The organism is Curtobacterium flaccumfaciens, from assembly GCF_004361695.1.
GTDB classification, from domain to species: domain Bacteria; phylum Actinomycetota; class Actinomycetes; order Actinomycetales; family Microbacteriaceae; genus Curtobacterium; species Curtobacterium flaccumfaciens_B.
The window spans coordinates 86,555-111,530 of record NZ_SNVW01000003.1; the positions used below are offsets into that span (position 1 = coordinate 86,555).

Annotated in this window: 24 protein-coding genes; 11 read left to right on the forward strand and 13 right to left on the reverse strand. The window is 72.1% G+C overall.

Going from position 1 to position 24,976, the window contains the following annotated elements:
- Window positions 1-21 precede the first annotated feature (21 nt).
- The 7 genes from clpS (at window position 22) to nagA (ending at window position 5,411) form a co-directional block, all read left to right on the forward strand.
- Window positions 22-309: an ATP-dependent Clp protease adapter ClpS gene (clpS, locus tag EDF64_RS05270; RefSeq protein WP_133519025.1), complete on the forward strand. Its 288-nt coding sequence runs from the start codon at window positions 22-24 to the stop codon at window positions 307-309.
- Window positions 306-782 (forward strand): DUF2017 family protein, encoded by a 477-nt coding sequence (locus EDF64_RS05275; RefSeq protein WP_133519026.1) that lies wholly within the window; start codon window positions 306-308, stop codon window positions 780-782. The genes clpS and EDF64_RS05275 overlap by 4 nt, the downstream gene beginning before the upstream one ends.
- Window positions 783-893: 111 nt before the next feature.
- Window positions 894-1,319: a MarR family winged helix-turn-helix transcriptional regulator gene (locus tag EDF64_RS05280; protein ID WP_133519027.1), complete on the forward strand. Its 426-nt coding sequence runs from the start codon at window positions 894-896 to the stop codon at window positions 1,317-1,319.
- Window positions 1,320-1,488: 169 nt separating this feature from the next.
- Window positions 1,489-2,811: an MFS transporter gene (locus EDF64_RS05285; protein WP_279512726.1), complete on the forward strand. Its 1,323-nt coding sequence runs from the start codon at window positions 1,489-1,491 to the stop codon at window positions 2,809-2,811.
- A gap of 179 nt (window positions 2,812-2,990) precedes the next feature.
- Complete coding sequence (purU, locus tag EDF64_RS05290; protein ID WP_071292162.1) at window positions 2,991-3,860, forward strand: formyltetrahydrofolate deformylase; 870 nt, start codon at window positions 2,991-2,993, stop codon at window positions 3,858-3,860.
- A 7-nt stretch (window positions 3,861-3,867) separates the two neighbouring features.
- On the forward strand, window positions 3,868-4,266 hold the full coding sequence (locus EDF64_RS05295) for a YrdB family protein (RefSeq protein WP_083402760.1): 399 nt from the start codon (window positions 3,868-3,870) through the stop codon (window positions 4,264-4,266).
- A gap of 5 nt (window positions 4,267-4,271) precedes the next feature.
- On the forward strand, window positions 4,272-5,411 hold the full coding sequence (nagA, locus tag EDF64_RS05300; protein WP_133519287.1) for an N-acetylglucosamine-6-phosphate deacetylase: 1,140 nt from the start codon (window positions 4,272-4,274) through the stop codon (window positions 5,409-5,411).
- 6 nt (window positions 5,412-5,417) lie between these two features.
- Here the strand turns inward: nagA and EDF64_RS05305 are convergent, their stop codons facing one another.
- The 3 genes from EDF64_RS05305 to EDF64_RS05315 form a co-directional block, all read right to left on the reverse strand.
- Window positions 5,418-5,879: a GNAT family N-acetyltransferase gene (locus EDF64_RS05305; protein ID WP_166645613.1), complete on the reverse strand. Its 462-nt coding sequence runs from the start codon at window positions 5,877-5,879 to the stop codon at window positions 5,418-5,420.
- Between the two features lie 206 nt (window positions 5,880-6,085).
- A complete protein-coding gene (locus EDF64_RS05310; RefSeq protein WP_071292161.1) occupies window positions 6,086-6,721 on the reverse strand; it encodes a TetR/AcrR family transcriptional regulator in 636 nt (211 codons plus the stop codon).
- Window positions 6,722-6,815: 94 nt separating this feature from the next.
- A complete protein-coding gene (locus EDF64_RS05315; protein ID WP_243736261.1) occupies window positions 6,816-9,284 on the reverse strand; it encodes a GH92 family glycosyl hydrolase in 2,469 nt (822 codons plus the stop codon).
- Between the two features lie 333 nt (window positions 9,285-9,617).
- Between EDF64_RS05315 and EDF64_RS05320 the strand changes: the two genes are divergently transcribed.
- Window positions 9,618-10,214 carry a hypothetical protein gene (locus EDF64_RS05320; protein WP_133519030.1) on the forward strand — a complete coding sequence of 199 codons (597 nt, stop codon included), beginning with the start codon at window positions 9,618-9,620 and terminating at the stop codon, window positions 10,212-10,214.
- 67 nt (window positions 10,215-10,281) lie between these two features.
- Here the strand turns inward: EDF64_RS05320 and EDF64_RS05325 are convergent, their stop codons facing one another.
- A complete protein-coding gene (locus tag EDF64_RS05325) occupies window positions 10,282-11,007 on the reverse strand; it encodes a DUF3761 domain-containing protein (protein ID WP_347813179.1) in 726 nt (241 codons plus the stop codon).
- A 326-nt stretch (window positions 11,008-11,333) separates the two neighbouring features.
- Here EDF64_RS05325 and EDF64_RS05330 point away from each other — a divergent pair, with 326 nt between their 5' ends.
- Entirely contained in the window at window positions 11,334-12,521 is a 1,188-nt protein-coding gene (locus EDF64_RS05330) for a MalY/PatB family protein (RefSeq protein ID WP_133519031.1), read from the forward strand.
- A gap of 18 nt (window positions 12,522-12,539) precedes the next feature.
- On the opposite strand, the gene nagB is transcribed toward EDF64_RS05330, so the two are convergent.
- A complete protein-coding gene (gene nagB / locus EDF64_RS05335; RefSeq protein WP_133519032.1) occupies window positions 12,540-13,325 on the reverse strand; it encodes a glucosamine-6-phosphate deaminase in 786 nt (261 codons plus the stop codon).
- Between the two features lie 66 nt (window positions 13,326-13,391).
- Between nagB and EDF64_RS05340 the strand changes: the two genes are divergently transcribed.
- Window positions 13,392-13,871, forward strand: a complete 480-nt coding sequence (locus EDF64_RS05340; protein ID WP_133519033.1) for an NUDIX hydrolase — start codon at window positions 13,392-13,394, stop codon at window positions 13,869-13,871.
- 133 nt (window positions 13,872-14,004) lie between these two features.
- Here EDF64_RS05340 and EDF64_RS05345 read toward each other — a convergent pair whose 3' ends face one another.
- Genes EDF64_RS05345 through EDF64_RS05360 form a run of 4 tightly spaced genes read right to left on the reverse strand, consistent with a single transcriptional unit; the run spans window position 14,005 to window position 18,111 of the window.
- Window positions 14,005-15,075, reverse strand: a complete 1,071-nt coding sequence (locus EDF64_RS05345; protein ID WP_133519034.1) for an ABC transporter ATP-binding protein — start codon at window positions 15,073-15,075, stop codon at window positions 14,005-14,007.
- The gene (locus tag EDF64_RS05350; RefSeq protein WP_133519035.1) at window positions 15,072-15,971 is read right to left on the reverse strand and encodes an ABC transporter permease; all 900 of its coding nucleotides are present in this window, start codon (window positions 15,969-15,971) and stop codon (window positions 15,072-15,074) included. The genes EDF64_RS05345 and EDF64_RS05350 overlap by 4 nt, the downstream gene beginning before the upstream one ends.
- Window positions 15,968-16,960, reverse strand: a complete 993-nt coding sequence (locus EDF64_RS05355; protein WP_133519036.1) for an ABC transporter permease — start codon at window positions 16,958-16,960, stop codon at window positions 15,968-15,970. Before EDF64_RS05355 ends, EDF64_RS05350 begins: the two co-directional genes overlap by 4 nt.
- 5 nt (window positions 16,961-16,965) lie before the next feature.
- A complete protein-coding gene (locus tag EDF64_RS05360; protein WP_133519037.1) occupies window positions 16,966-18,111 on the reverse strand; it encodes an ABC transporter substrate-binding protein in 1,146 nt (381 codons plus the stop codon).
- Window positions 18,112-18,389: 278 nt separating this feature from the next.
- On the opposite strand from EDF64_RS05360, the gene EDF64_RS05365 reads away from it, so the two are divergent.
- Window positions 18,390-18,827 (forward strand): YdeI/OmpD-associated family protein, encoded by a 438-nt coding sequence (locus tag EDF64_RS05365; protein ID WP_133519038.1) that lies wholly within the window; start codon window positions 18,390-18,392, stop codon window positions 18,825-18,827.
- Between the two features lie 97 nt (window positions 18,828-18,924).
- On the opposite strand, the gene EDF64_RS05370 is transcribed toward EDF64_RS05365, so the two are convergent.
- The 4 genes from EDF64_RS05370 to EDF64_RS05385 all read right to left on the reverse strand — a co-directional run bounded on the left by EDF64_RS05370 (window position 18,925) and on the right by EDF64_RS05385 (window position 24,949).
- A complete protein-coding gene (locus EDF64_RS05370; protein ID WP_133519039.1) occupies window positions 18,925-19,788 on the reverse strand; it encodes an NAD(P)H-hydrate dehydratase in 864 nt (287 codons plus the stop codon).
- Window positions 19,778-20,518, reverse strand: coding sequence for a histidine phosphatase family protein (locus EDF64_RS05375; RefSeq protein ID WP_133519040.1), 741 nt, complete (start codon window positions 20,516-20,518; stop codon window positions 19,778-19,780). Before EDF64_RS05375 ends, EDF64_RS05370 begins: the two co-directional genes overlap by 11 nt.
- Window positions 20,519-20,563: 45 nt before the next feature.
- Window positions 20,564-21,523, reverse strand: a complete 960-nt coding sequence (locus EDF64_RS05380) for a hypothetical protein (protein ID WP_133519041.1) — start codon at window positions 21,521-21,523, stop codon at window positions 20,564-20,566.
- A 300-nt stretch (window positions 21,524-21,823) separates the two neighbouring features.
- The gene (locus tag EDF64_RS05385) at window positions 21,824-24,949 is read right to left on the reverse strand and encodes an alpha-mannosidase (RefSeq protein WP_133519042.1); all 3,126 of its coding nucleotides are present in this window, start codon (window positions 24,947-24,949) and stop codon (window positions 21,824-21,826) included.
- Between the last annotated feature and the right edge of the window lie 27 nt (window positions 24,950-24,976).

Genomic DNA, 24,976 nt, shown 5'->3' on the forward strand with positions numbered 1-24,976 from the left:
CGTTCGTGTCACCCTGGTTCCATGACCATGCTGACGCCCGACGTGGACGAGCGCACGAGCGTCCGACCGGACTCCCCCTGGGTCGCGGTCGTGTGGGACGACCCGGTGAACCTGATGTCGTACGTCACCTACGTCTTCCAGCGGTACTTCGGGTTCCCGCGCCCGAAGGCGGAGCGGCTGATGCGGCAGGTGAACGACGAGGGCAGGGCGATCGTCGCGACCGGCCCGCGCGAGGCGATGGAGGCCCACGTCGAGGCGATGCACGGCTACGGCCTGCAGGCCTCCGTGGACAAGGCCCCGACCACGTGATCCCGTTCGTCCGCCGCGCCGACGGCGTCCACCTCGGCATGTCCTCCGGCGAGCGCTCCGTCCTCACGTCGCTCACCGAGCAGCTGCAGCAGGTCCTCGCCGGCGACCTGGCGTCGGACCCCGTGGCGGTCCGGATGTTCCCGGACGCGTACCCGCAGGACGAGGACGCGAGTGCCGAGTTCCGCCGGTTGACCGAGTCGGACCTGGTCGCGCAGAAGACCACGAACGTCACGACGGTCCACGAGTGGCTGACCGGTGCGCGCGACGGCGCGTTCGGTGCGGAGGACGAGCAGGCCTGGCTCCGCTGCCTGACCGATCTCCGCCTGACGATCGCGGACCGACTGGGCATCGTGGACTCGGCGAGCGAGGAACGGTCGTACCGGTCCGACTCTGGCGTCGGGCTGCGGGACGTCTACGACTGGCTCGGGTACGTGCAGGAGCACCTGATCGAGACGCTCACCGCCGTCCGCTGACGTGCGTCCGGTGGGTCGCCGGCCTGGAGGCACGACTCACCTTCCGGGATCGGCTCACCTGATCGACAGGAAGCCTTGCAAGTTCTCCTGCTGAAGTAGTACCGTCGCGGTATGGCTTCCCCGAGCGCACCCGACCTCGCCAGCGACCTGCTGACGATCTACGGGCGCGTCCGCCGGACACTGCTCACCGGCAAGTCCGACGAGGTCACCGCCTCGCAGACCGCCGCGCTCGGACGGCTGCTCCGGCACGGCGAGAGCACCACCGCCGACCTCGCCCGGGCCGAGGGTGTCCGTCCTCAGTCCATGGGCGCGACGATCCAGGCGCTCGTCGACCTCGGACTGGTCGAACGCCGGCAGGACCCCGCCGACGGCCGACGCACCCTGGTCCGTGCCACCCCTGCGGGCGCCTCCGCCCGCGAGGACGCGTGGGCCGCCCGCAGCCGTGTCCTGACGGAGCTGCTCGGCACGCTCTCCCCCGAGGACCGCGAGACCGTCGCGCGCTCCCTCGCCATCCTCGAAACCCTCGTCGAACCGTGACCACCCGGAGCGGCGACCCGCGCACCTGACGCGAGCCGCGCCTCCAGGCCGTCACGACGCGACCACGTCGCAAAGGCAGCACACCACGTCCACCGCAACCACCCCGACACCCGTCGTCCCCTCCGGCAGCACGGGGAGCGGCTTCGGCCCGAAGCTCCTCGTCCCCGTCCTGGTCGGGCCGCTCCTCAACCCGATCAACACGACCATGGTGTCCGTCGCGCTCGCCCCGATCTCGCGTGATCTCGGGATCGGTGCCTCGCAGGCGATCTGGCTCGTCGCCGCGCTGTACCTGGCGAGTGCGATCGCGCAGCCGACGATGGGCAAGCTCGCCGACCGGTTCGGGCCGAAGAAGGTCTTCCTGACCGGGCTCGTCATCGTCGGGATCGCCGGCGTGGTGCCCGAGTTCCTGACCGGGTTCGGCGGCGCGGTGTTCGCCCGGGTGCTCATCGGCATCGGGACGTCGTCGGCGTACCCGGCGGCGCTCACGACCCTCCGGCAGCACTCGCTCCGCATCGGGAAGCCGACGCCGTCGCTCGTGCTCGGCGCCCTGTCCATCACCTCGCTCGTCTCCGCTGCGGCCGGGCCGCCCCTCGGCGGCGCGCTCATCGCCGCGTTCGGCTGGCACGCGATCTTCCTGGTCAACGTGCCGCTCGCCGTGTTCGGGATCGTCGTGGCCGCGCTGTGGCTGCCGTCCGACCGGCTGCGCCCGCGCCCCGACGAGGGCCTGCCCGTCCTGACCTCCCTCGACCCGCTCGGCCTGCTGCTGATGACCGGCACGGTGTCGGCGCTGCTCGTGTTCCTGCTCGACCTGTCGGCCGGTCTCTGGTGGCTGCTCGGCGTCGCGGTCGTCCTGCTCGTCGCGCTCGTGCTGTGGGAGCTGCGCGCCGTGAAGCCGTTCATCGACGTGCGGATGCTCGCGCGCAACGGCGCCTTGTCGCGGACGTACGTGCGACTCTTCCTGGCCTACGTGCTGGCCTACACGGTGACCTACGGCTTCTCGCAGTGGGTGCAGGACGTCGCGGGGTACTCGAGCGACGTCGCCGGGTACCTGCAGCTGCCGGCCGCGATCGTCGCCGGCGTCGTGTCGTTCCTCGTCGCGCGGAAGACCGCCGTGCGCGGGCCGCTCATCGTCGCGGCCGTCGTGCCGATCGTCGGCGGGGCGCTCCTGCTGCTGCTCCACGCCGGGTCGCCCGTCTGGCTGCTCCTGCTCGCGCCGGCACTGTTCGGGGTGCCGCAGGCCCTGGCGTCCGTGTCGAACCAGGCGGCGCTGTACCGCGTGGTGCCCGCGGAGGCCATCGGCACGGCGGCGGGGCTCTCGCGGACGAGCGTCTACATCGGGGCGATCGCGGCGTCGTCGCTGATCGGCGGCGTGTTCGGGCAGGCTCCGACGACGCCGGACCTGCACGTGCTCGCGTGGGTGATCGTCGGGGTGGCGGTGCTGCTGAGCGTGCTGACGATCGGGGACCGGGCGTTGGGGCGGCGCGCAGTGTAGCGCCGCCTGCGCCGCGCCCGCTCCCGCGCCCGAGCCCGAGCCCGCGCCCGAGCCCGCCGGCCCGTCGAGGGAGCAGGAATCGTCGGGTCCACACGCCGCACCCGACGTTTCCTGCTCCCTCGACCGCGCGACTCCACTCCGCGCCGCGCCGCACCGCCCCACCCCGGTACCCTGATCCGGTGACCGACCCGACGCCCGCGACCCCAACGCACTGGACCCTCACGCTGGTCTGCGACGACCAGCCCGGGATCGTGCACGCCGTCTCCGGAGCGGTGGTCGCCGCACAGGGCAACATCACCGAGTCGCAGCAGTTCTCGAGCGTCGACACGAACACGTTCTTCATGCGCCTGCAGGTGATGGCGCCGGTCGACCGCGCCGCCTTCGAGGAGGCCCTCGCGCCCGTCACCGAACGCTACGACGCCCGCGTGCAGCTCGACGTCGTCGGCCGGCCGCTGCGCACCCTCGTGCTCGTGTCGAAGGCCGGCCACTGCCTCAACGACCTGCTCTACCGCCAGCGCGGTGGGCAGCTGCCGATCGAGGTGCCCCTCGTCCTGTCGAACCACGCCGACCTCGCCGAGCTCGCGTCGTTCTACTCGGTGCCGTTCGAGCACCGTCCCGTCACCGACGCGGAGTCGAAGCGGCAGATGGAACAGCGCATCCTCGACGCCGTGGAGGAGCACGACATCGAACTGGTCGTCCTCGCCCGCTACATGCAGATCCTGTCGCCGGAGCTCTGCGCGGCGCTCGAGGGTCGCGCCGTCAACATCCACCACTCGTTCCTGCCCGGCTTCAAGGGTGCGAACCCGTACCGGCAGGCGCACGCCCGCGGCGTGAAGCTCATCGGCGCGACGGCGCACTACGTCACGAGCGACCTCGACGAGGGGCCGATCATCGAGCAGAACGTGGTGCGGGTCGACCACACGAAGGACCCCGCCGACCTCGTGTCGATCGGGCAGGACGAGGAGTCCCGCACGCTCACCCAGGCGGTGCGCTGGATCGCAGAGGACAGAGTCCTCCTCGACGGCGCCCGCACGATCATCTTCAAGTAGGACCCGCATGTCAGCACCGCAGTCCCCCGTCGACTGGGGAGAGACCCCGGACCCGCACGCCATCCGTCCGCGCCGGCTCGACGGCTGGCGCGTGCTCCGCATCCTGGTGTGCACGTTCGGGCTGCTGTCGCTGGCGACGTGGGGCTACTTCGCGTGGCCGTTCCCGATGCCGGCGATCCTGTTCATGATCGGTGCGCCGGTGTTCGCGGCGCTGGTCTGGTACTTCTTCCGCTCGCCCGCCTCGCCGATCGAGACGGACGTGGTCGGGAAGACCATCGTCGAGGTCGCCCTGGTGGTGGCCGCCGGTGGCTGCTGGATCTCGATCGGGCACCCCGTGGTGGGGCTCGTCTTCATCGTCGTCGCCGCTCTGTCCGGTGTGGTGCAGTTCCGGAAGGAGACCCGGTGAACGGCCTGGAGGCACGCAGCACCCTGATCCGGTCGGCCCACCTGGTCGACGGGGCCGGGTCCACGGCGGACGGCTGGGTCCTCGTCGCCGGTGACACCATCCGGGCTGTCGGCTCCGGCGCCGATGCCCCCGCGGCGGATCAGGTCGTCGACCTCGGTGACGCCGTCCTGACTCCCGGGTTCACAGACCTGCACGGGCACGGCGGAGCGACCGAGGCGTACGAGGACGAGTCCTTCGCCGGCTCACTCGCGATGCACCGGTCGCACGGCACGACCCGCTCGGTGCTGTCGCTCGTCGCGAACCCGATCCCCGCGCTGGCGGCGTCGCTGCGACGGGTCCGTGCCGTGATGGCCACCGACCCGCTCGTGCTCGGCGTGCACCTCGAGGGGCCGTTCCTCTCCCCGCACAACAAGGGCGCCCACAACGAGTCGTTCCTCGTGTCGCCGACGCCGGCCGCCGTCGATGCCCTGCTCGAGGCCGGCGAGGGCGTCATCCGCCAGGTCACCGTCGCGCCCGAGCTGCCGGGCGCGCTCGACGCCGTCCGTCGTTTCGTGTCCGCCGGCGTGGTCGTCGCCGTGGGGCACACCGTCGGCACGTACGACCAGGCCCGCGCCGCGTTCGACGCCGGCGCGACGGTGCTCACGCACGCGTTCAACGCCATGCCGGGGCTCCACCACCGGGCGCCCGGGCCGATCGGCGCCGCCGTGGCCGACGACCGCGTCACGCTCGAACTCATCCTCGACGGGGTGCACGTGCACCCCGTCGTCGCCTCGACGCTGATGCGCGCCGCACCGGACCGGGTCGCCCTGATCACCGACGCCATGGGGGCCGCCGGTGCTGCCGACGGCTCCTACCGGCTGGGCTCGCTCGACGTCACGGTGACCGACGGCGTCGCGCACGTCGCCGGGACGGACACCATCGCGGGCTCGACGCTGACGCAGGACGTGGCCCTCCGGAGCGCGGTGACGCGTGCGGGGCGGACGCTGCCCGAGGCCGTGGCCGCCCTGACGAGCGTGCCGGCCGCTGCGCTGGGGCTCGGCGACCGTCTGGGCCGTCTGGCGCCCGGGTTCGCCGCCGACCTCGTGGCGCTGTCGCCGTCGCTCGAGGTGCAGCGCGTCTGGGGCGCGGGACTCCCGCTCGCCTGAGGCCGATCAGAGCGGCCGCGCGAAGCAGATCGAACCGGCCTGCTCGCGGTAGGGGCCGAACGGCCGGATCCGCTGGAACCCGTGCCGCAGGAACAGGTTCACGGCGTGCGGTTGCAGGACCCCCGTCTCGGCCACGACCGCCGGCGCCTGCAGTTCCTCCGCCTGCGCAAGCAGTTCGAGCAGCAGGGCGTCGCCGATGCCCCGGCCCCGCCGGTCCGGCCGGACGAACAGCCGCCGGATCTCGAACACCCCGTCGCCCGCGGCGGTGAGCGACCCGGTGCCGAGCGCCGTCCCCGTCGTGTCCCGCGCGAGCACGTGCGCGGCGGCCGTGGCCTCGGTGAGCGGCCGACCGACGTCTGCCGGACGACCGTAGATCCGGTCGACCTCGATCCGGGCAGCAGCACGGAGCCGCACGGCGTCGTAGTGGTCGAACCGGTCGGCCGTGACCGAGAACGGCAGGGGCTGCATCGTGGGACGTTCCTCGCTGACGGTGCGTCGTCGCACTGCCGGGTGGGTCGGTGGGTGGTCGTGCTGGATGCGTGCCGCCGCTCGAACCCGACGAGCGGCGGCACGGGTGCGCGATGTCACTCGAACCCGAATCGAGTGGTGTCGCGCGCAGACGGCGAGCGCCTGCCCTCGGACAGCCCTCCTGTCCGCGGTCCGTGTCGTCGGGCTCAGCCGACGGAGTCGAGGTCCCACACCGGGGCGACGTAGGTCCGCGACCACCCCTCGCGGAGCCGTGTGACCGCACGGTCGAACGCCTCGAGCAGGTCCATGTCCGGACGGACCATGGACTGCAGCTGCAGCCCCTCGTAGGTGGCGAGCAGCTGCTCGGACCCGCGCGCCGGCTCCATCGTCCGCGGCTCCCGCCCGAGCAGGACGTCCCGCTCGAGGGAGTGCTGCACGAACGCGTGGAACCGCCGCCACCGAGCGTGCAGCATCGGCGCCAGGGGGTGTTCCGGCGACGCCGCGATGTTCAGCGTCGCGGTCAGGAACCGCATGAGCGAGGGGTCGGCGATGTTCGCGGTGACGATCGCCCGGAGGAAGGGGACGGTGCCGCGCTGCTCGGCGAGGGGCATGAGCGGTGCGGTCCGCTGGTCGTTCCACCGGTCGATGGTCGCGAGCAGCAGGCCGTCCCAGCTCGGGAAGGTGCGGTCGACGACCTCGACCGGCTCACCGGCTTCGGCGGCCACGACGGCCGGGGTCACCTCGTGCAGCGGACGGGTCCGGAGCGCGTGGATCATCCCCTCCACGACCGTCGATCGGAGGGACGCTGCATCCGACGGGTGCGGCGGCGATTCGATGTGCATGCATACATACGACCAGCGCGTCACCGACGAGAGGTACCCCCAGAACAGGAACGTACGTTCTCTGGACAGACACCCCGCACGGCGATCGACCAGCTCACCGGTCGACCGGACGCCCCCGCGCCCCGCTCGCCCACGCGGTGTCCGCGGTGGCCCCGACCTGCAGCGACAGCGTGCCGCCCCGCGTCACGAACGACGCCGGCACCCACGACCGGTCGAGCGTCCGCCCGTCCAACCGCGCACCCTGCACGTACGGCTCCGTCCCCGAAGACCGGATGACGATTCGCTGCCCGCTCGACCGGCGGATGTCGACGGTGCTGAACGTCGGGCTCCCGATGAGCATGTCGGCCCGTCCCGGCGTCTGCGGGTACAGCCCGATCGACGCGAAGACGTACCAGGCGCTCATCGTCCCGAGGTCGTCGTTCCCGGGCAGCCCGTCCGGGCCGGTGCCGTAGGCGTCGTCGACGACCTGCCGGACGGTCTCCTGTGTCTTCCACGGCTGGCCGAGCGCGTTGTACATCCACGGCGTGTGGATGTCGGGCTCGTTCGTCGGGTCGAACTTCGTGGCGTCGCCGCCGGTCACGGCCCAGTTGCCGGACGCGTCGTGGAAGAAGGCGTCGAGCCGGGCGACCGCGGCGGCGTCGCCACCGAGGGCCGTCGACAGCCCGCTGACGTCCTGCGGCACGAGCCACGTGTACTGCGCGCTCGTCCCCTGCGCGAAGCCGACGCCGGTCGAGGGCGACCAGTCGGGCGTCCACGATCCGTCGGCCTGCCGTGCGGCCTGGTACCCGACCGCCGGGTTGAACGTGTTCTGCCAGTACGTACCCCGCTCCGCGAACATCCGGGCGTCCGAGCGCAGCCCGAGGGAACCCGCCCAGTACCCGAGCGCACTGTCGGAGATCGAGTCCTCGAGGGTCTCGGCCGCACCGCCCCAGCACGCGCAGTCGTCGTTCGCGGCGTAGTGCCGCTGCAGGTACTCGTCGAGCGCGGGTCGCTGCGCCAGGCACTGGCCCGGGCAGCCGATGTCGCTCTCGGCGTCGGCGTTCTCGACCGTGGCCTGCTTCCGCAGGGACTCGTAGGCGGCTCGGACGTCGAAGTTCCGGACGCCCATGGCGTACCAGGTGGCGAGCGTCGCGGCCGAGGGGTCCCCGGTCATCACGTGCGTCGGTGCGCCGAGGTGCAGCCACCGGTCCCACACTCCACCGTTCTGCTGGGCGAACCGCAGCATCGACTGGGCCATGTCCCCGGCGACGTCCGGTCGCAGCAGCGCGAGCAGCTGGATCTGCGCCCGGTACTGGTCCCACCCGGAGTACGTGCCGTAGACAGCGCGGTGTCCGCGGTCCGTCCGGTGCACGCGGAGGTCCGGCCCGAGGTAGCGGCCGTCGCGGTCGTTCAGCGTGTTCGGCTGCATGAGCGCGTGGTAGACGGACGTGTACAGCTGGGTGGTCCGGTCGTCCGTCCCGCCGCCGACGCGGATGCGGGAGAGTTCCCGGTTCCAGGAGGCGCGGGTCGCCGCCGCCACGCTGCTGACGGTCGAGTGCCTGGTCACCTCGCCGTCGCGGTTGGCGGCTGCTCCGGCAGCACTCACGTACGAGATGCCGATCGTCGCGTGCACGGTGGCACCGCGACGCGCGTCGAACCCGACCCACGCGCCGGAGCCGCGTCCGGCGCGGTCGGCGCCGGTGAGGTACCCCTCCCCACCGGAGGAGGCCGTGCCTCCAGGCTGGACGGTGCCGTCCTTCCAGGTGCCGGTGCTCGTGAAGGCGCGGTCGAAGGTGGCCGTGAAGAACAGCCGGTAGTAGCTGCGGCGGTCCGGGTTGGTGGCGCCGCCGCCGTTCGCGCGGCGGCTGCAGAAGCCGCCGGTCAGGACGCTGCCGCTCACCGTGCGGGTGCGGGCGTCGACGCGGGTGGTGGCGGCCTCGCTGCCGTTGATCGAGTTCGAGGTGCGGAAGAGCAGGTTCGCGGCCTTCCCGGCGGGGAACGCGAACTCGCCGATGCCGGCGCGGGTGGTGACGGCGAGGTCGGTGCGGACGCCGTTGTCGAGCGTGACGCCGTACCGGCCGGGGCTCGCGGACTCCTGGTCGTGCGAGTACCCGGCGGCGTAGACCGCGTCGGTGCTGTCGGCGGAGGGCGACGTCGTGACGGGAGTCGTCACCGGCATGATCGGCACGTCGCCCGCGGCTCCCGGCGCGCAGCCGGCGCCGTTGAGGTGCGTCAGGCTGAAGCCGCGCAACCGGTTCACGTCGTACGAGTACCCGTTCGCCACCGGGGTCGAGGTCTGGTCGCCCGCGGTGCCGGTCGGGCTCCACTGCAGCATGCCGAACGGCGCGGTGGCTCCGGGCCAGGTGTTGCCGTCGCCGCTCGTGCCGATGAACGGGTCGACGTACCGGGCCGGATCGGAGACGGTCCTCCCCGCCTGCACTGCCTGTCCCGAGGGCGATGCGACGGCCGGCACGGCGACGACCCCCGTCCCGAGCAGCGCGGCGATCGTGGCCACCGCGGCGAGCGACAGCGGCCGGATCGGGTGACGGAGGGGCGGGCGACGGTGCACGCGAGAACGGTTCACGTCGGCGACGCTAGACCCCTCGGACGGGGGACGCGCGCCGGGTCACCGACCGGTCCCCCGCTGTTCACGTCGACCGATGCGCGGCTGACACTGGTGGACGTCTCGGGCAGGGCGTACTCTTCGCAGCACCCAGCCCGGACCCCGCTGACGTCAGGACGGGTCGGGGCCGCACGGGTTCGTGGCCCCGTCGAGCACCGCCTCGGACCGGTTGGTCCGGAGTGCACCCACCCACTCACTCACTCACGACCGCAGACGCCGATGACGGCCGCGGTCTCCGCCACCCGATCCGATCACGCGATCCGGGTCGGCCGCTCGGCTCCACAAGGACCGGCCATGCACCACACGTTCGTCACATCCCACGCGCTCGACACGACCGCGATGCTCATCATCGTGGTGGCGGCGACCAGCGCCTGCACCATGCCCGCGACCGAGGACTCGTCCGTGACCCAGACGTCCCGGGCGGGACCACCGACGGACGCCGCAACGACGGCTCCGTCTGCTTCGACGGCTCCGTCCGCCGAGCCGCGCCCCACCCCGGGGCACACGGCCCGGCCGCGGGCTCCCGGAGCGGACGTCCTCGAGGGCACCTGGCGTACGGAGCTCTCACGCCAGGACCTCGGCTTCGCCCCGTCCGGTCGTGCGACACCGCCGCCGAACCAGAGCGGCCTCAGCGAGGCGCCCGAATGGCGCGTGCTCGTCTTCCACCGATCGCGTCTCACCGTGCTCGGCGGCCGCGGGGTCGACCCGACGAGCATCGAGGAGATGACGTTCAGCGCAGCGGGCGCGGTCCTCACGATCACGTCCGAGGGGCGCGTCTTCCGCGTCCGCTGGGCGGTCTCCTTGGACGGGTTGACCCTCACGCCGACGCCGGACGGCCCACTGCCCCCGGCGGTGCTCGTCCTGCACCCCTTCGCCCGCGTCCACGACTGACCACGACCGGCCGGGGCACACCGGGTCAGGACCCGGCGCGCACCGCGACGCATGCCTGCCTCGGGTCTCAGAGCCAGGCGGCAACGCCTCCGTGCCGCGAGCACGTTCCACTGCGCGACTGGCTGAAGCTGTAGGTGCCGTCGCCGCACTTGGCGGTCGCCCCGCTCGGGGCACTCTCGGCAGCCTGAGGCCGGCAGATCGTGTTACCCGCACTGTTGACGTACGAGCCGTTCGTGCAGGCCGGCTGTGCAGGAGGGGGCGGCGGTGCGACGTAGGTGCCGACAGATGTGACCTGGGCAGTCGGCGGCGTCGTGACCGTGTCACTGACGAGCGTGCGCCGGGTCTCCACGCCATCCGTCGTGGTGATGCGCCACGTCTTCGTCTGGACGCCGTCGCGGCCCGTCGTCGTGACGACCGACGTCCCCTTCGCGCGAGTTGCGTCCTGGACCGTCTGCGACGCGAAGGGCACCGCGATCGTCTGGGTCACCGTCTTCGTCACGACGACCGGCGTGGGCGTCGGCGTGGCGGTGTGGGTGGGCCTCGCGGTCGGCGTCCGTTCGGCGACGAAGGCGTGAGACCGGCTCGTCGAAGCGTGGGTGGTGGCAGCGACGACGGGCTCTGACGGCGTCGGGTGTGTCGCACCGAACGCCGAGCCGGAGCCGATCATCACGACGAGCGCGACGCCCGCACCGAGCGCTGCTGCCGACCGCTTCCGGGGCAGCCGAAGCCACGTCGTCCGTCGGAACACCACGCCGTAGACGGCCGTGAGGAGGACGACCAGCGACACCAGCATCACCGTTCCCCAGAAACCATTGGCCGCGAGTCCGACCAGCACGAGGAGGGCTGTCGCAACGAACCCGATCCACGTACCGACAGGGATCCGCCGCCGCGCTCGAATACGGGGTGGCTGGGGTGGCTGGACGGACAACGGCGCTCCTTCGGGTCGAGAACTGCGTCAGTCTGCGATGTAATTCTCGAACCGCCCAGCCCCCTGTTCACGGGGGAAGCACCGGCCGGGGTCGGTTTTCCGGACCCGGATGCATCCGAGCATCGAGGATCCGCGTTCCGCGGCTCGCACCTTTTCTGCGCGCACCGGACAACGGCTGCGAGGATGACCCCATGAGCGTCATGGTCTCCCTCTTCGATGCACGCCGCACCCGCACCAGCGAGAAGTACACGGCCTACCCACCGGACGTGCTGCCGATGTTCGTCGCCGAGATGGACAGCATGCTCGCCGAGCCCGTTCGGGAGGCCCTCGTCGCAGCCGTGACGAACGGGGACACCGGGTACGTCGGCCACGGCCGCGCCCTGCCCGAGGCGTTCGTCGACTTCGCCGAGGACCGCTGGTCGTGGCGGATCGACCCCGACCTCGTCCGGACGACCACGGACGTCTCCGTCGCCGCGGTGGAGACACTCCGCCGGGTCATCGAGCCGGGCGACCAGGTCGTCATCATGCCGCCCGTGTACCCGCCGTTCTGGGAGTACGTGACCGAGGCCGGCGGCTCCGTGACCGAGGTCCCGCTGCTGCCGCCGTCCGGGCCGGTCGACCCGTTCGACACGACGGCCGGCTGGCGGATGGACCTCGACGGCATCGCCCGCGCCTTCGCCGACGGCGCCCGCACCGTGCTGCTCTGCAACCCGCACAACCCCCTCGGGCTGGTGCACGACCGTTCGTCGCTCGTCGCCCTGGCGAAGCTCGCCGCCGAGTGGGGTGCCGTGGTCGTCTCGGACGAGATCCACGCCCCGCTCGTGCACGCCGACGCTGCCTTCACGCCGTTCCTCGACTCCTGCCCCGAGGCCGCGTCACTCGGGGTCGCACTGACGAGTGCGAGCAAGGCGTGGAACCTCGCCGGCACGAAGTGCGCGCTCATGATCGGGGCCTCGGACCGTGCGCGGGCGTGGTTCGACGGGATGCCCACCGAGGTCGTCGAACGCACCGGGATCCTCGGCTACACCGCCAGCGTCGCCGCGTTCAGCGAGGGCGGGCCGTGGCTCGCTTCGCTCCTCACCGAGCTCGCGGCGAACCGGCGCACGCTCGCCGAACGCCTCGGCGACGTGCTGCCCGGCACCGGCTACCGGCAGCCGCAGGCGTCGTACCTGGCGTGGCTCGACCTGCGCGCGCTGCCGTGGGGCGACGACCCCGCGGCGCTGCTCGTCGACGAGGCGAAGGTGGCGCTCGGCAGCGGACCGGACTTCGGACGGCAGGGTGCCGGGTTCGCGCGGCTCAACTTCGGGTGCTCGGCGGAGACCCTCGAGGAAGGACTCAGCCGCCTGCACACCGCGTGGTCGCGGCGGGCAGACGGCTGATCGGTCGGGTCGGCGGGACTACTCGAACAGCTGCCAGGCCGGCTTGTTCGCGTACGTGTACTTGTAGTAGTCGGCGAGCTGCAGGCCGGCGGCGGCTTCCTCGTCGACGACGACGGTCGCGTGCTCGTGCAGCTGCAGCGCGGAGCCGGGGACGAAGGAGCTGAGCGGCCCCTCGACCGCGGCGGCCACGGCGTCGGCCTTCGACGAGCCCTGCGCCACGAGGACGAGTTCGCGGGCGTCGAGGATCGTGCCGAGGCCCTGCGTCATGCAGTGCGTCGGGACCTGGTCGAGCGAGTCGAAGAAGCGCGCGTTCGCCTCGCGCGTCGACGGGGCCAGGGTCTTGATGCGCGTGCGGGACGCGAACGAGGACGTCGGCTCGTTGAAGCCGATGTGGCCGTTCGCACCGATGCCGAGGATCTGCACGTCGACCCCGCCGGCGGCACGGATCGCGGCGTCGTACTCCTTCGCGGCGAACTCGAGGTCGTCGGCACGGCCGTCCGGCACCCGCACGCGCGACGGGTCGAACCCGAGCGGTGCGATGACGTCGCGTGCGATGACGCTGGCGTAGGACTCGGGGTGCTCGAGCGGGATCCCGACGTACTCGTCGAGGGCGAACGCTCGGGCCTCGGCGAACGAGATCTCCCCCGCGTCGACGCGACGCTGCAGGTCGGCGTAGATGCCCTGCGGGCTGGACCCGGTGGCGACACCGATGACGGCGGACGGCTTCTTCGCGACGACGGAGGCGATCTTGGCCGCGGCGACGCGACCGACCTCAGCCGGCGTGGGCAGGATGATGATCTCCACGCCACCACCCTACTGGTCATGACCAGTCCGCGACAGGGCCGGGCCGGGTGTGGGTAGCGTGGCGGCATGCCCACGCCTGACTTCGTCCTGTCCCTGCGCTCGAAGATCGGCACCGAGCCGCTCTGGCTGACCGGGGTCACCGCCGTCGTCACCCGCGGGACCGGACCCGACCGCGAGCTGCTCGTCGTCCGTCGGGCCGACAACGCCGCGTTCACGCCGGTGACCGGGATCGTCGACCCCGGTGAGGAGCCCGCCGTCGCCGCCGAACGCGAGGTCCTCGAGGAAGCCGACGTCGTCGCCGTGGCCGAGCGGCTGGCGTGGGTGCAGGTCCTGCCGGAGATGACGTACGCGAACGGCGACCGTGCGCAGTACCTCGACCTGGTGTTCGCCTGCCGGTACGTGTCCGGGGACCCGTTCCCCGCCGACGGCGAGAACACCGAGGCGTTCTGGGCACCGCTCGACGCGCTGCCCGAGATGCCGGCGAACATGCTCGCCCGCATCGAGGCGGCCCTGTCCGACGAGCCCGCGGCGCGCTTCCAGCGCTGACCCCACCGGTCTGGAGGCGCGGTGCCAGGCCGCCCCGGGCCTCCCGTCCGCGTCCCCTGACGTTTCGGGCACAGCGACAGTCCACGCATCTGGTCGCGCGTGAACCGTCGCTCGGCGCGAAAACTCGTCGCGACTACGTGAGCGGTGCGACCGCCACGGGCGCGCCGAGCAGGCGGACGGCGACGGCGTCGCCGGCCGCGCGGCGGTCGCCGACCTCGTGCTGGACGGTCACGACCGTGTCGTCGTCGAGCCGGACCGTCGTGCGCCGGATCGACCCGAGGAAGCTCGACGAGACGACGGTGCCGGTGACGCCCTCCGCCGCGAAGGCGACGTCCTCCGGGCGGACGTAGGCGAGCACCGGTCCGTCGGGCACGGCGCCGTCGAGGGCGAGCACGCGGAACCCGTACACGAAGACGTCGTCGCCGCGCAGGTCCCCGCGCAGCCGGTTCGACTGGCCGACGAAGTCCGCGGTGAACGCCGACGACGGGGAGCGGTAGAGCTCCTCGGGCGTGCCGATCTGCTCGATGTCGCCGGCGTTCATCACCGCGATGCGGTCCGAGACGGCGAGCGCTTCCTCTTGGTCGTGGGTGACGAACACGGTCGTGATGCCGAGGTCGCTCTGGATGCGCCGGATCTCGTCGCGGAGGGACACCCGCACCTTGGCGTCGAGCGCGGACAGCGGTTCGTCGAGCAGCAGCACCCGAGGGCGGGTGACGAGTGCCCGGGCGAGGGCGACACGCTGCTGCTGGCCGCCCGAGAGCTGGTGCGGGTAGCGGTCGGCGAAGTCGGCGAGGTGGACCATGTCGAGCGCGTCGATCACCCGCTCCCGACGCGACGCCGCCGGCACCCGGCGCATCTCGAGCCCGAACGCGACGTTCTGCCGCACCGTCATGTGCGGGAACAACGAGTACTGCTGGAACACCATGCCGATGTCCCGCTTGTCGACCGGCACCGAGGACACGTCGGACCCGTCGATGCGGATGGTGCCGGCGTCGATGCCCTCCAGTCCGGCGAGCGCGCGGAGCGCCGTCGTCTTGCCGCAGCCGGAGGGGCCGAGGAGGGAGACGAACTCGCCGGGTTCGATGCGGAGGGACAGCCCGGCGAGGGCACGGTGGCTGCCGTAGTGCTTCTCGACGGCGTCGAGTTCGACGGTCGCTCCCGAGGTGGACATGGACGCCGGGGCAGCGGGGGCGGTGATGGTCATGCGGGGTCCTTCGGGGTGCGCGGGCGGCGCGGACGGACACCGGTGCGGCGACGTCCGATCCGGCCGATGACGACGAGCAGCACGAATCCGAAGACGAGTGCGCCCAGCGAGAAGATCGCGGCGACGTACGGATCGGTCGACTGCACGAGCAGGAGCGCCGTCTGGAACGTCGTGCGAGAGAGGAACGAGGCGAGGGTGTACTCGCCGAGGACGACCGTGATGGTGAGGAAGCACGCGGCCGTGATGCCCCGGCGGAGGTTCGGCAGCAGGACCCGCCACGTCACCGTCCACCACGAGGCGCCGAGCGACCGCGCGGCCTCCGTGAGCACTGCCATGTCCATCGCGGTGATGGCGGCGGCGATCGGCCGGAACGCGAACGGCAGCGAGATGATGCCGATCGCGAAGGCCAGCGTCCACGCCCCCGACCCGAAGACCTGCGCGACGACCTGGTACACGGGGATGAAGCCGACGACCAGCACGACGACGGGCACGGTGATCGGCACGATGCACACGAAATCGAGCACGCGGCGGAGGCGCGGGTAGCGGAGCGCGGTGATGATCTGCGCCGGCAGGAGCACGAACAGCACGATCGCCACGGTGATGACCGCGATGAGGAGCGAGGCGCCGAGGCCGTCGAACACCGGCTGGTACGTCGCGGTGTTGACCGGGTCGGCGATGGCGCTGTAGTGCGCGAGCGTCAACCCGCCGTCGGTCCCCTGGCGGAAGGTGAACTGCGCGAGGGCGATCAGCGGGACGGCGAACACGAGGCCGATCACGATCAGCACGATCGCGGCGGTGACCCGCGACGGAGCCGCGCCGAAGCGTGGGACGCGAGTCGTGCCTCCAGGCCGTGCCGACGTCGTGCGCGCCGGACGCGAGCCGACGGCCGCGCTCATCGCTGCCACCTGGCGGCCCGGCGCTGCAGCAGCGAGTACCCGGCCATCACCACGGCCATCACGACCACCATGCCGAAGGCGAGCACCCCGGCGACGTTCTGCAGCCCGATGAGCGTCTCGCTCGTCAGCTGCGTGCGAATGGTGAGCGGCACGATCCCACCCTGCGAGATGAGCGCCGCAGCGGTCGCGAACGACGAGAAGCCGTTCGCGAAGAGCAGGAGCAGCGATCCCCAGAAGGCGGGCGCCAGCACGGGCAGGCCGATGCGCCGCCAGTACGTCAGGCGGGACGCTCCGAGGGTGGCGGCGGCTTCGCCCCACTGGGTCTTCACGCCCTCGAGGGCGGGCATGAACGTCAGGACCATCAGCGGCACCTGGAAGTAGACGTAGGGGATGACGAGCCCGGGCACCGTGTAGAGGAAGGTGCCGTTCGCGTTGAGGTCGACGTGGAACGCCGAGACGAGCCACGTGGTGACGAGCCCCTGCGCACCGATCGTCGCGATGAACGCGAACGCGAGCATGACGCCGCCGAACTGGGCGAGGACGCTCGCGGCCGAGTCGATCATCGACCGGACGACGCCGTCGGGGCGGAGTGCGGCGAGTGCCCAGCAGACGACCGCTCCGATGACGGCACCGATCACCGCGGAGACGGCGGACAGGCCGAAGGACCCACCGAACGCGCGGAGGACCGACGGATCGGCGAACGCCGCGAGGTTCGCGAACGTGAAGCGGCCGGACCCGTCGAAGAAGCCACTGCCGACCGCGATGACCGCGGGGACGGCGAGGAAGAGCAGGACGTACGCGGCGAACGGGGTGAGACCGAGCCACGCGACGCCGCCGCGGCGCCGGACACGGGGTCCGGCGACGCGGCGGGCGGTGGCATCGGCGGGGCCGAGCGCGGCGCGGGTGGCGGCGGGGCCCGCGGTGCGGGGGCCCGCCGTCGCCGTGGCGGGTGCTGCGCCGGGCGCGGCCGGCGCCGATGCGGTGGTCATGCTGCTCAGGACCCCATCGTGGCGGACCACTTGGCCGACAGCACCTTGGCCGCAGCCGCGACCTGCTCGTCGGTCAGCTCGACGTAGTCCTTCGGCGCGCCACCGGCGGCGTCGAGGGCGTCCTGGTCGACCTTGCCGGACTTCTCGAGGGCGGCGAGGGTCGACGGGAAGGCGCCGGCCTGCAGGTACAGGTTCTGCACCTCGGGGCTGGCGATGTACTCCTGCCAGAGGCGTGCGGCCGCGGGGTGCGGTGCGTCCTTGCTGATCGCCTGCGAGTAGTACGAGCCGAGCGCCTGCCCCTTCGGGACGACGGTCTTCCAGTTCTTGTTGCCGCTCGCGCCCGCTGCGGGGCCCCACGCGAGGTTGTTGTACGACCACTGGACGACGACGGGGGTCTCGCCCGAGGCGACCGTCGCCTGCGTCGGCAGCACGTTCTGGAAGTTGCCGGCCTGCTTCAGCTTGCCGAAGTAGTCGACGCCCTTCGTGATGTCGTCGGCCGAGCCGCCGTTCTCGAGCGCGGCGAGGTACACGGCGGACGCGGCCTGGTTCGCCTGCGTCGGGTCGCCCGAGATGGAGACCTTGCCCTTGTACTCGGAGCCGAGCAGGTCGTTCAGGTCCTTCGGGGCGTCCGAGATCTTCGACGAGTCGTAGCCGATCGACATCAGGCCCGTGTAGTCACGCGTCCACTTGCCGTCCGACTGCTTGAGGTCGGTGGGGATGTCGTCCCAGTTGGCGACCTTGTAGTCGGTCAGCAGGTCGAGGTTCTCCTGCAGGACCGCGTTGCCGAGGTCGAGCACGTCCGGAGCCGTCGACTGGCCCTTCTGCGACTTCACCGCGGCGACCTCGTCGGCGCTCGAGCCGTTCGGGTTCGCGGAGTTGACCTTGACGCCGTACTTCTTGGTGAAGCCGTCGATGATCTTGCCGTAGTTGGCCCACGACGGCGGCAGGGCGATGACGTTGAGCTGGCCCTCGGCCTTGGCGGCCTTGACGAGGGCGTCCATGCCGCCGGAGGACTCGGCGCTCGTGGCGGTCTTCCAGTCGGTGTCGCTGTCGGAGCCAGCGGTGGCCGAGCTCGTCGCCGAGCATCCGGCGAGGGTGACGATCGCGGCGGCGGCCAGGGCGAGGCCGGCCAGGGTGCGCTTGTGCTGCACGGGGTGTGCCTTTCGGGTGCTTCGGGTGCTGTGGGGACTTCGGCCCGGGTCCGGGCTCGGGATGATCGTGGACGTGCCCGGTTTCCGGGCAGTGCTGCGGTGGTGAACGGAGACGGAACAGCGGGTGCGGCTGTGCGGTTTGCTCGGTTCAGGTCGTGTGGTTCGGCTCGGCTCGGTCGTGTGGTTTCGGCTCGGTCGTGTGGTTTCGGCTCGGCCCGGTCGTGTGATTACGGCTCGGCTCGGTCGTGTGGTTTCGTTCGTTCGCTCTGGAGGCACGCATGCGGTTCACGACGACGGTCCTGCAAGCACGGAAGACGGCTACCGGACTGCCCGTCCCGTCCTCCGTCATCGAGGCGCTCGGCTCCGGGAAGCGCCCGTCCGTGGTGGTCACGATCAACGGCAGGTACACCTACCGGTCCACCGTCGGCGTCATGAACGAGCAGTTCCTCGTGCCGCTCTCCGCCGAGCACCGTGCGGCCGCCGGGATCGCGGCCGGGGACACCGTCGAGGTCACGCTCGAGATCGATGCCCTGCCGCGGGTGGTCGACGTGCCCGACGACCTCGACGCGGCGCTGAGCGCTGCCGGGGTGCGGGCGGCGTTCGACACGCTCTCGAACTCACGGCAGCGGGCGCTCGTGGACCCCGTGGAGCAGGCGAAGGCGCCGGAGACCCGGGCCCGGCGCATCGAGAAGGCCGTGGAGGCGCTGCGCGGGTAGGGGTGCCCGGTCGAATCGGGCGTACCTGGTGGATTCGGGCGTACCTGGTCGGAAGTTCCCGGTCAGTACGCCCGAATCCACCAGGTACGCCGGCCGCTCAGGCCCCGAGTTCGACGAGCACCCTCGGGATCTCGGTCACGAGCTCGCTCGCCAGGTAGCCGAGCGACCCGACCTGGACCGCGAGGCGATCCCCCGCCGCCGCGTGGACGTACGACGCCCAGGCCACGGACTGCGCCGGCTCTGCACCGCGGGCCAGCAAGCCGGTGACCGCACCCGAGAGGACGTCTCCGCTGCCGCTCGTGCCGAGTCCACCGGAGCCGGTGCCCTTCAGCCAGGTCCGCCCGCGGGGCGTCGCGATGGCGTCACCGAGCGCCACGACCGCGCCGAATCGCTGGGCGATCGCCATCGCGTCGGCCACGGTGTCGTCGCTGGGCTCTCGGCCGAGCAACCGCTCGGCTTCGCCGCTGTTCGGGGTCATCACCAGACGGTCCCGGAGCGGCGCCAACCGGTCCCGCACGTCGGCGGCCACGCCGAGCGCGAAGGCGTCGAGCACCACTGTCGTCTGCGGGCCCACCACGTCAGCGAGACCGGCCACCAGGTCGCGTGTGCCGTCCGGTTCGTCCAGCCCCGGCCCGACGAGCACGGCGTCGGCGCTCGACGCCGAGGCGGCGATCCCCTCGAGCGCGCCCACGGCGACGTGTCCGTCCTGGTCCTCGTCGAGGGGTTCGACCCCGGACTCCGGCAGGGCCACCGCGACCTCCTTCGCCACGCTCCGCCCGACGGCCAGGGTGAGACGGCCCGCGCCGACCCGGAGCGCGGCGGACGCCGAGAGCATCGCGGCACCGGGCGTCCGCGCCGCGCCACCGACGACGAGCACCTGCCCGCGGCCGTACTTGCCGGCGCCGACCTCGGGGAGCGGCCAGCCGCGGAGGAAGTTCGGGGTGATCGCGTCAGCGGACATGTTCGTCGTCCTTCCGGCCGGTGTGCTCGGTGACCTCGTCGTCGTCCAGGTGTCCGACTGAGGAGAACTCCTCGAGCACCCACGGCGCAGCGACGCCGTCTCGTCGAAGCCGTGTGAGCGACGCGTTCGCCACGGCGTGTGTCTGCGCGAACTCCATCAACGCCGGCTCGTCGAGGTCGAGGCACACGGCGACCGTCATCATGACGACCGCATCGTGCGCGGCGATGACCAGGCGCTCCGGACCCTCGAGACGGTCCACGTCGACGAGCAGCGAGCGGAGCCGCAGCATCACGTCCGCCCACGACTCCCCACCCGCGGGCCGGTGGTAGTACTTGCCGAGCCACTGCCGGCGGCGTTCCTCGTCCGGGTACCGGTTGCGGACGCCCTGCAGGGTGAGCAGGTCGAGGACCCCGAGCTCGCGGTCGCGGAGGCGCTCGTCGACCCTGCCGTCCGGTTCGTCGAGGCCGCCGGCTTCGAGTGCGATCTCGATCGTCTGCTGCGCGCGGAGGTACGGCGAGACCCACAGCGTGACCGGGACGTCGTCGATCCCGCGGTCGGCGAGTTCCTGCCCGAGGGAACGTGACTGCTCCGTCCCCAGCGGACTGAGCGGGACGTCGGCGTCCCGGTACCCCACGTCGATGAGGTCCTCGCCCGCCGCTTCGGCCCGGGCCGCCGCGACGTTCGCGACCGATTCACCGTGACGGACGAGCCAGATCTCCTGCACTGCCATGCCGCCACGCTAGCCACGCCGCGCTGTACCGGCTCACCGACGTGGTCAGGACGCCGCGGGATGGGCGCTCCGCAGTGGTCGGACAGCGCAGGGCAGCCCAGCGGCGCGGAGCCGGAACGCCAGGGCCTCGAGGTCCCACAGGTCGCGCCACTCGAGCCGGACGACCACCCGCACGCCGGGCACCATCAGCAGGTCGGCGTGCCGTCGTTTCTCCTCGAGGAAGACCTCGGTGGGGCTCCGGCCCCGCAAGTACCGCTCCTGCGTGTACTTCGCGCGGCCGTCGATCTCGACGACGACCCCCTCGCCCGGGAACCAGAAGTCGACGAGTGCGCGACGACCCCCGACGACGAACTCCTGCTGCAGCACCGGCGCGGGCAGCCCGAGCTCACGGAACACCACCCGGGCCAGGGACTCCGCCGGCGACCCCGACCGGCCGTCCGCCAACTCGAGGACCTGGGCGGCCAGGGCACGCCCGCGAGCAGAGGCCTGCACTGCGGCGCGGAGGTCACGAGGGCTGATGCCCCGACTGAGCGCGGCGTCGGCGACGACCACCGCGGCGCGCAGGTCACCGTTCATCGCGATGTCGATCACCGTCCGGGGAACGGCGGTCACCGCGATGCCGCCGACCCGGACACGTTCCGCTGATGACACCGGTCTGGTGTGCAGGACCAGTTCCGCGCTCTTGGCGCGGTACATCGACTCGGGCACGGTCGCGTGCACCGGGACGTCCCAGCCGCCGAGCGAGGGGAGTCCGTGGACCGCTGCGGCGGACAGGTGCGACGCGGTGGCCCGGGTGCCGATCCGCCCGAGCCGCGCGTACACGCGGGTCACGTAGCGCTGCCGTGGCCCGGCTGCGTCCCACGCTGCGCCCTCGACGAAGGCGTTCGGTCCAGCCCGGACGAGGCGACCCGGTCCGTGGAGTCGGGTCCGTCGACGAAGGGTGGTGGCGTCGAGTCCGGCCTCGCGCGTTGCCGATGCACGCAGGATGGGAAGCGGTTCGTTCATGCACGCGACGATGCCCGCTCAGCCACGCGCGAACCGGGCCGGCGACCGAAACTGTGGACGCGCCTCCAGGCCCGCCCGCATGTGGAGGACGGACGTTCCTTCCCATGACGGACGCGATGGAAAGCGGAATCGGGCGTACCTGGTCAGAACTTTCGACCAGGCACGCCCGATTCCACTCGGTACGCCCGAATCCGCCAGGCCAGCACCCGCCCCCCACCCCGCCCCGCGCGCAACACGGCGCCGGACGGAACGCACCCGTGTCCCGTCCGGCGCCGCGGTCTCTCCGGCGGGCCCGCTGCCTCAGGCCCGACGTACCCGCAGTGTCACGATCTCGAAGGGCCGGAGCGTGAGCACGACCGGCTCCCCCGACTCCCACTGATCGCCGAGCGGGCGTTCCAGCAGGTCGACCGCCGCGACTGAGGCGACGTCGAACCCGAAGTCGACGCCAACGTCGGACGCCCGGCCTCCCGACCCCTCGTAGAGCCGCACGACGACGTCGCCGGAGCGGTCCTCGGCGAGCTTCACGGCCTCGACGAACACCTGCGGCGACGACACCACGACGAGCGGCTCCACCGGCGAGGACCCCTGCACCGCACGCACCGGCAGGTTGAGCCGGTAGCCGGAGTCGGCGGCGTCGAGCACGGACGGTCCGACGCGCAGCACGGTCTGGAACACGTGGTGCCCCTGGTCGGCGGACGGGTCGGGGAACGTCGGTGCGCGCAGCAGCGACTCACGGACGAGCGTGGTGGTCCCGCCGTCCGGACGGGTCGAGCGGGTGATGTCGTGTCCGTACGTCGAGTCGTTGGCGACGGCGACCCCGAACCCGGGCTCGGCGACGTGCACCCAGCGGTGCGCGGACGTCTCGAAGCGCGCCATGTCCCACGAGGTGTTCTGGTGCGTCGGCCGGTCGATGTGCCCGAACTGGATCTCGCTCGAGGCCGAGGCCGCACGCACGTCGAGCGGGAACGCCAGCTTGAGGAGCTTCTGCTTCTCGTGCCACTCGACCTCGGTCTCGATGGTGAGCTCCGGCTGCCCGGCGACGGCCGAGTACCGCGTGGTGATCGACGACGACCCGAAGGGCCGGGTGACGACGAGCTGGTCGCTGGACACCTCGACCGACGACGCGTCGAGCACGGTCCCGCTGCGCTGGTACGCGCGGTCGATGTCCCACGCCTCCCACTGGTTCGGGGTGTCCCGGAACACGGTGTACTGCGCGGCGACGGCGCCGGGCGCGACGGCGTCACGGCCGGTCGCGTGGTCGACGAGGGACACGACGTGCCCACCCGCGTCGATGGTCGCGGTGACGACGCCGGTGTCGAAGACGAAGCGGTCGCCGTTCCGGACGGGAGGCACGGGTCGCGCCGCGTCGACCGGCGCACCACCCAGCCCGGTCACGCCGTCCGCCGAGACCGGGGACGCGTTGAACCGCACGACCGTGCCGACCGTGGCGCTGCCACCGACGGCGCTGCCGGTGCCGGACGCGTCGGACGGCGCGTCGAGCAGCGCGCTCCCACCACCGGCGAGGGACGTGGACGACGCCCCGACCCCGGCGAGCGCCGCGGCCCCACCGTTCGCGAGCGCGCTGGTCGCGTTGCCGATCAGGCCCTCGAGCACGGTGGCGACGCGGGCGTAGTTCTCCTCGGCGTTCTCGTAGACCCAGGCGATCGAGGAGCCTGGCAGGATGTCGTGGAACTGCTGCAGGAGGACGGTGTGCCAGACCTCCTCGAGCTCCTCGTACGGGTAGTCGAGTCCGAGCCGCACGGCGGCCGTGGCCGCCCACAGTTCGGCCTCGCGCAGCAGGTGCTCGGAGCGCCGGTTGCCCTGCTTCGTGCGGATCTGCGACGTGTAGGTGCCGCGGTGGAACTCGAGGTACATCTCCCCCGACCACACGGCGGGTGTCGGGAGCGCTGCCTCGAGCTCCTCGAACACCTCGGCCGGGGTGCCGAGGTCGACCCGCGGCGAGCCGTCGAGGTCGTGCTGGCGTCGGGCCGCAGCGACCATCTCGCGGGTGGGTCCACCGCCGCCGTCGCCGAAGCCGTACAGGAGCATCGACGTGTTCGCGACGCCGCGCTCCTTGTTGCCCCGTTCGCCGCGGTGCAGGTCGGCGGGCGAGACGTCGGAGTTGTAGGTGTCCGCCGGGGGCAGGTGGGTGAGCACCCGTGAGCCGTCGATGCCCTCCCAGTGGAAGGAGGTGTGCGGGATGACGTTCGTCTCGTTCCACGACGGCTTCTGCGTGACGAACCACTTCGAGCCGGCGGCGCGGACGATCTGCGGCAGGGCGCCGGTGTAGCCGAACGAGTCGGGCAGCCACGCCTCGGGGGTGTCGATGCCGAACTCCTCGAGGAACAGGCGCTTGCCGGCGACGAACTGCCGGGCGAGCGCTTCGCCACCGGGCAGGTTCGTGTCGGACTCGACCCACATGCCGCCCACCGGGATCCACCGGCCCTCGGCGACGCGCTCCTTGATCCGTGCCCAGATGGACGGGTAGCCGTCACGGATCCAGGCGTACTGCTGCGCGGACGAGCAGGCGAACGTGAAGTCGGGGTCGCGGTCCATCAGGTCGAGCACGTTCGAGAAGGTGCGGGCGCACTTGCGGATCGTCTCGCGGACGGGCCAGAGCCAGGCGGAGTCGATGTGCGCGTGGCCGACGGCGACCGCTCGGTGCGCTGCGGCACTGGCGGGGACGGCGAGCACCGGCGCGAGGACCGCGCGGGCGTCGGCAGCGGTGCCGGCGACGTCGTCGGGGTCCACGGCGTCGGCGGCCCGCTCCAGCGCGCGGAGGATGTCCGCGCCCCGGGTGCCGTCGGTGGGCAGTTCGGCCATCAGGCCGCGCAGGACCCAGAAGTCCTGCTGGAGTTCCCACACGGTGTCGTCGCGCTCGACGAGTTCGAGCCGGTGCACCTTGTAGATCGGCTTCGTCCCGGCGGTCGAGCGCGAGCCGAGCGGTGTCGCGCCCTGGAAGCTGTCGCCGCCGATGTCCGGGTTGGCCGCGGCCTCGACGTAGAGCTCGAACGACTCCCCCGGACCGACCTCGAGCGGCACGGTGTCGTTCTTCGGCTCGATGCCCTTGATGGTCGAGCCGTCCGGACGCCAGGCGAGACCCTCCGCCTGGAACCCGGGGTGCCGCTTGGTGAACCCGAGGTCCACCAGGAGCTCGGCGGTCGTGCCGGGAGCGGTCCCGAAGTCCGACGGCACGGTGCCGCGGATCCGGAACCACGTGGTGCCCCACGGGCGGCCGCCCCAGGACCCGCCGACCGTGAACGGCTCGTACGCGGCGTCCACCGCGACCGAGAACGGTACCGGCTCGTCCGGCACGGTCCAGGCCGCGATCTCGACGGGTGCGGACCTGCGGTGGACCGCGGGGTCGATGCGGTCCCGGACGAGGCGGGCGATCCGGGCTTCGACGAGTGGTTCGTCGTGGTGCATGGAGGTGGTTCCTTTCCAGCGGGGACG

Coding starts and splice junctions, on each gene's coding strand:
- EDF64_RS05320 (WP_133519030.1), top strand. CDS start 9,618: ATGCACCACACGTTCGTCACATCCCACGCGCTCGACACGACCGCGATG.
- EDF64_RS05340 (WP_133519033.1), top strand. CDS start 13,392: ATGCCCACGCCTGACTTCGTCCTGTCCCTGCGCTCGAAGATCGGCACC.
- EDF64_RS05375 (WP_133519040.1), bottom strand. CDS start 20,518: ATGGCAGTGCAGGAGATCTGGCTCGTCCGTCACGGTGAATCGGTCGCG.
- EDF64_RS05385 (WP_133519042.1), bottom strand. CDS start 24,949: ATGCACCACGACGAACCACTCGTCGAAGCCCGGATCGCCCGCCTCGTC.
- EDF64_RS05365 (WP_133519038.1), top strand. CDS start 18,390: ATGCGGTTCACGACGACGGTCCTGCAAGCACGGAAGACGGCTACCGGA.
- EDF64_RS05305 (WP_166645613.1), bottom strand. CDS start 5,879: ATGCAGCCCCTGCCGTTCTCGGTCACGGCCGACCGGTTCGACCACTAC.
- EDF64_RS05345 (WP_133519034.1), bottom strand. CDS start 15,075: ATGACCATCACCGCCCCCGCTGCCCCGGCGTCCATGTCCACCTCGGGA.
- EDF64_RS05325 (WP_347813179.1), bottom strand. CDS start 11,007: ATGCTGGTGTCGCTGGTCGTCCTCCTCACGGCCGTCTACGGCGTGGTG.
- clpS (WP_133519025.1), top strand. CDS start 22: ATGACCATGCTGACGCCCGACGTGGACGAGCGCACGAGCGTCCGACCG.
- EDF64_RS05370 (WP_133519039.1), bottom strand. CDS start 19,788: ATGTCCGCTGACGCGATCACCCCGAACTTCCTCCGCGGCTGGCCGCTC.
- EDF64_RS05280 (WP_133519027.1), top strand. CDS start 894: ATGGCTTCCCCGAGCGCACCCGACCTCGCCAGCGACCTGCTGACGATC.
- EDF64_RS05380 (WP_133519041.1), bottom strand. CDS start 21,523: ATGAACGAACCGCTTCCCATCCTGCGTGCATCGGCAACGCGCGAGGCC.
- EDF64_RS05295 (WP_083402760.1), top strand. CDS start 3,868: ATGTCAGCACCGCAGTCCCCCGTCGACTGGGGAGAGACCCCGGACCCG.
- EDF64_RS05350 (WP_133519035.1), bottom strand. CDS start 15,971: ATGAGCGCGGCCGTCGGCTCGCGTCCGGCGCGCACGACGTCGGCACGG.
- EDF64_RS05310 (WP_071292161.1), bottom strand. CDS start 6,721: ATGCACATCGAATCGCCGCCGCACCCGTCGGATGCAGCGTCCCTCCGA.
- EDF64_RS05355 (WP_133519036.1), bottom strand. CDS start 16,960: ATGACCACCGCATCGGCGCCGGCCGCGCCCGGCGCAGCACCCGCCACG.
- EDF64_RS05330 (WP_133519031.1), top strand. CDS start 11,334: ATGAGCGTCATGGTCTCCCTCTTCGATGCACGCCGCACCCGCACCAGC.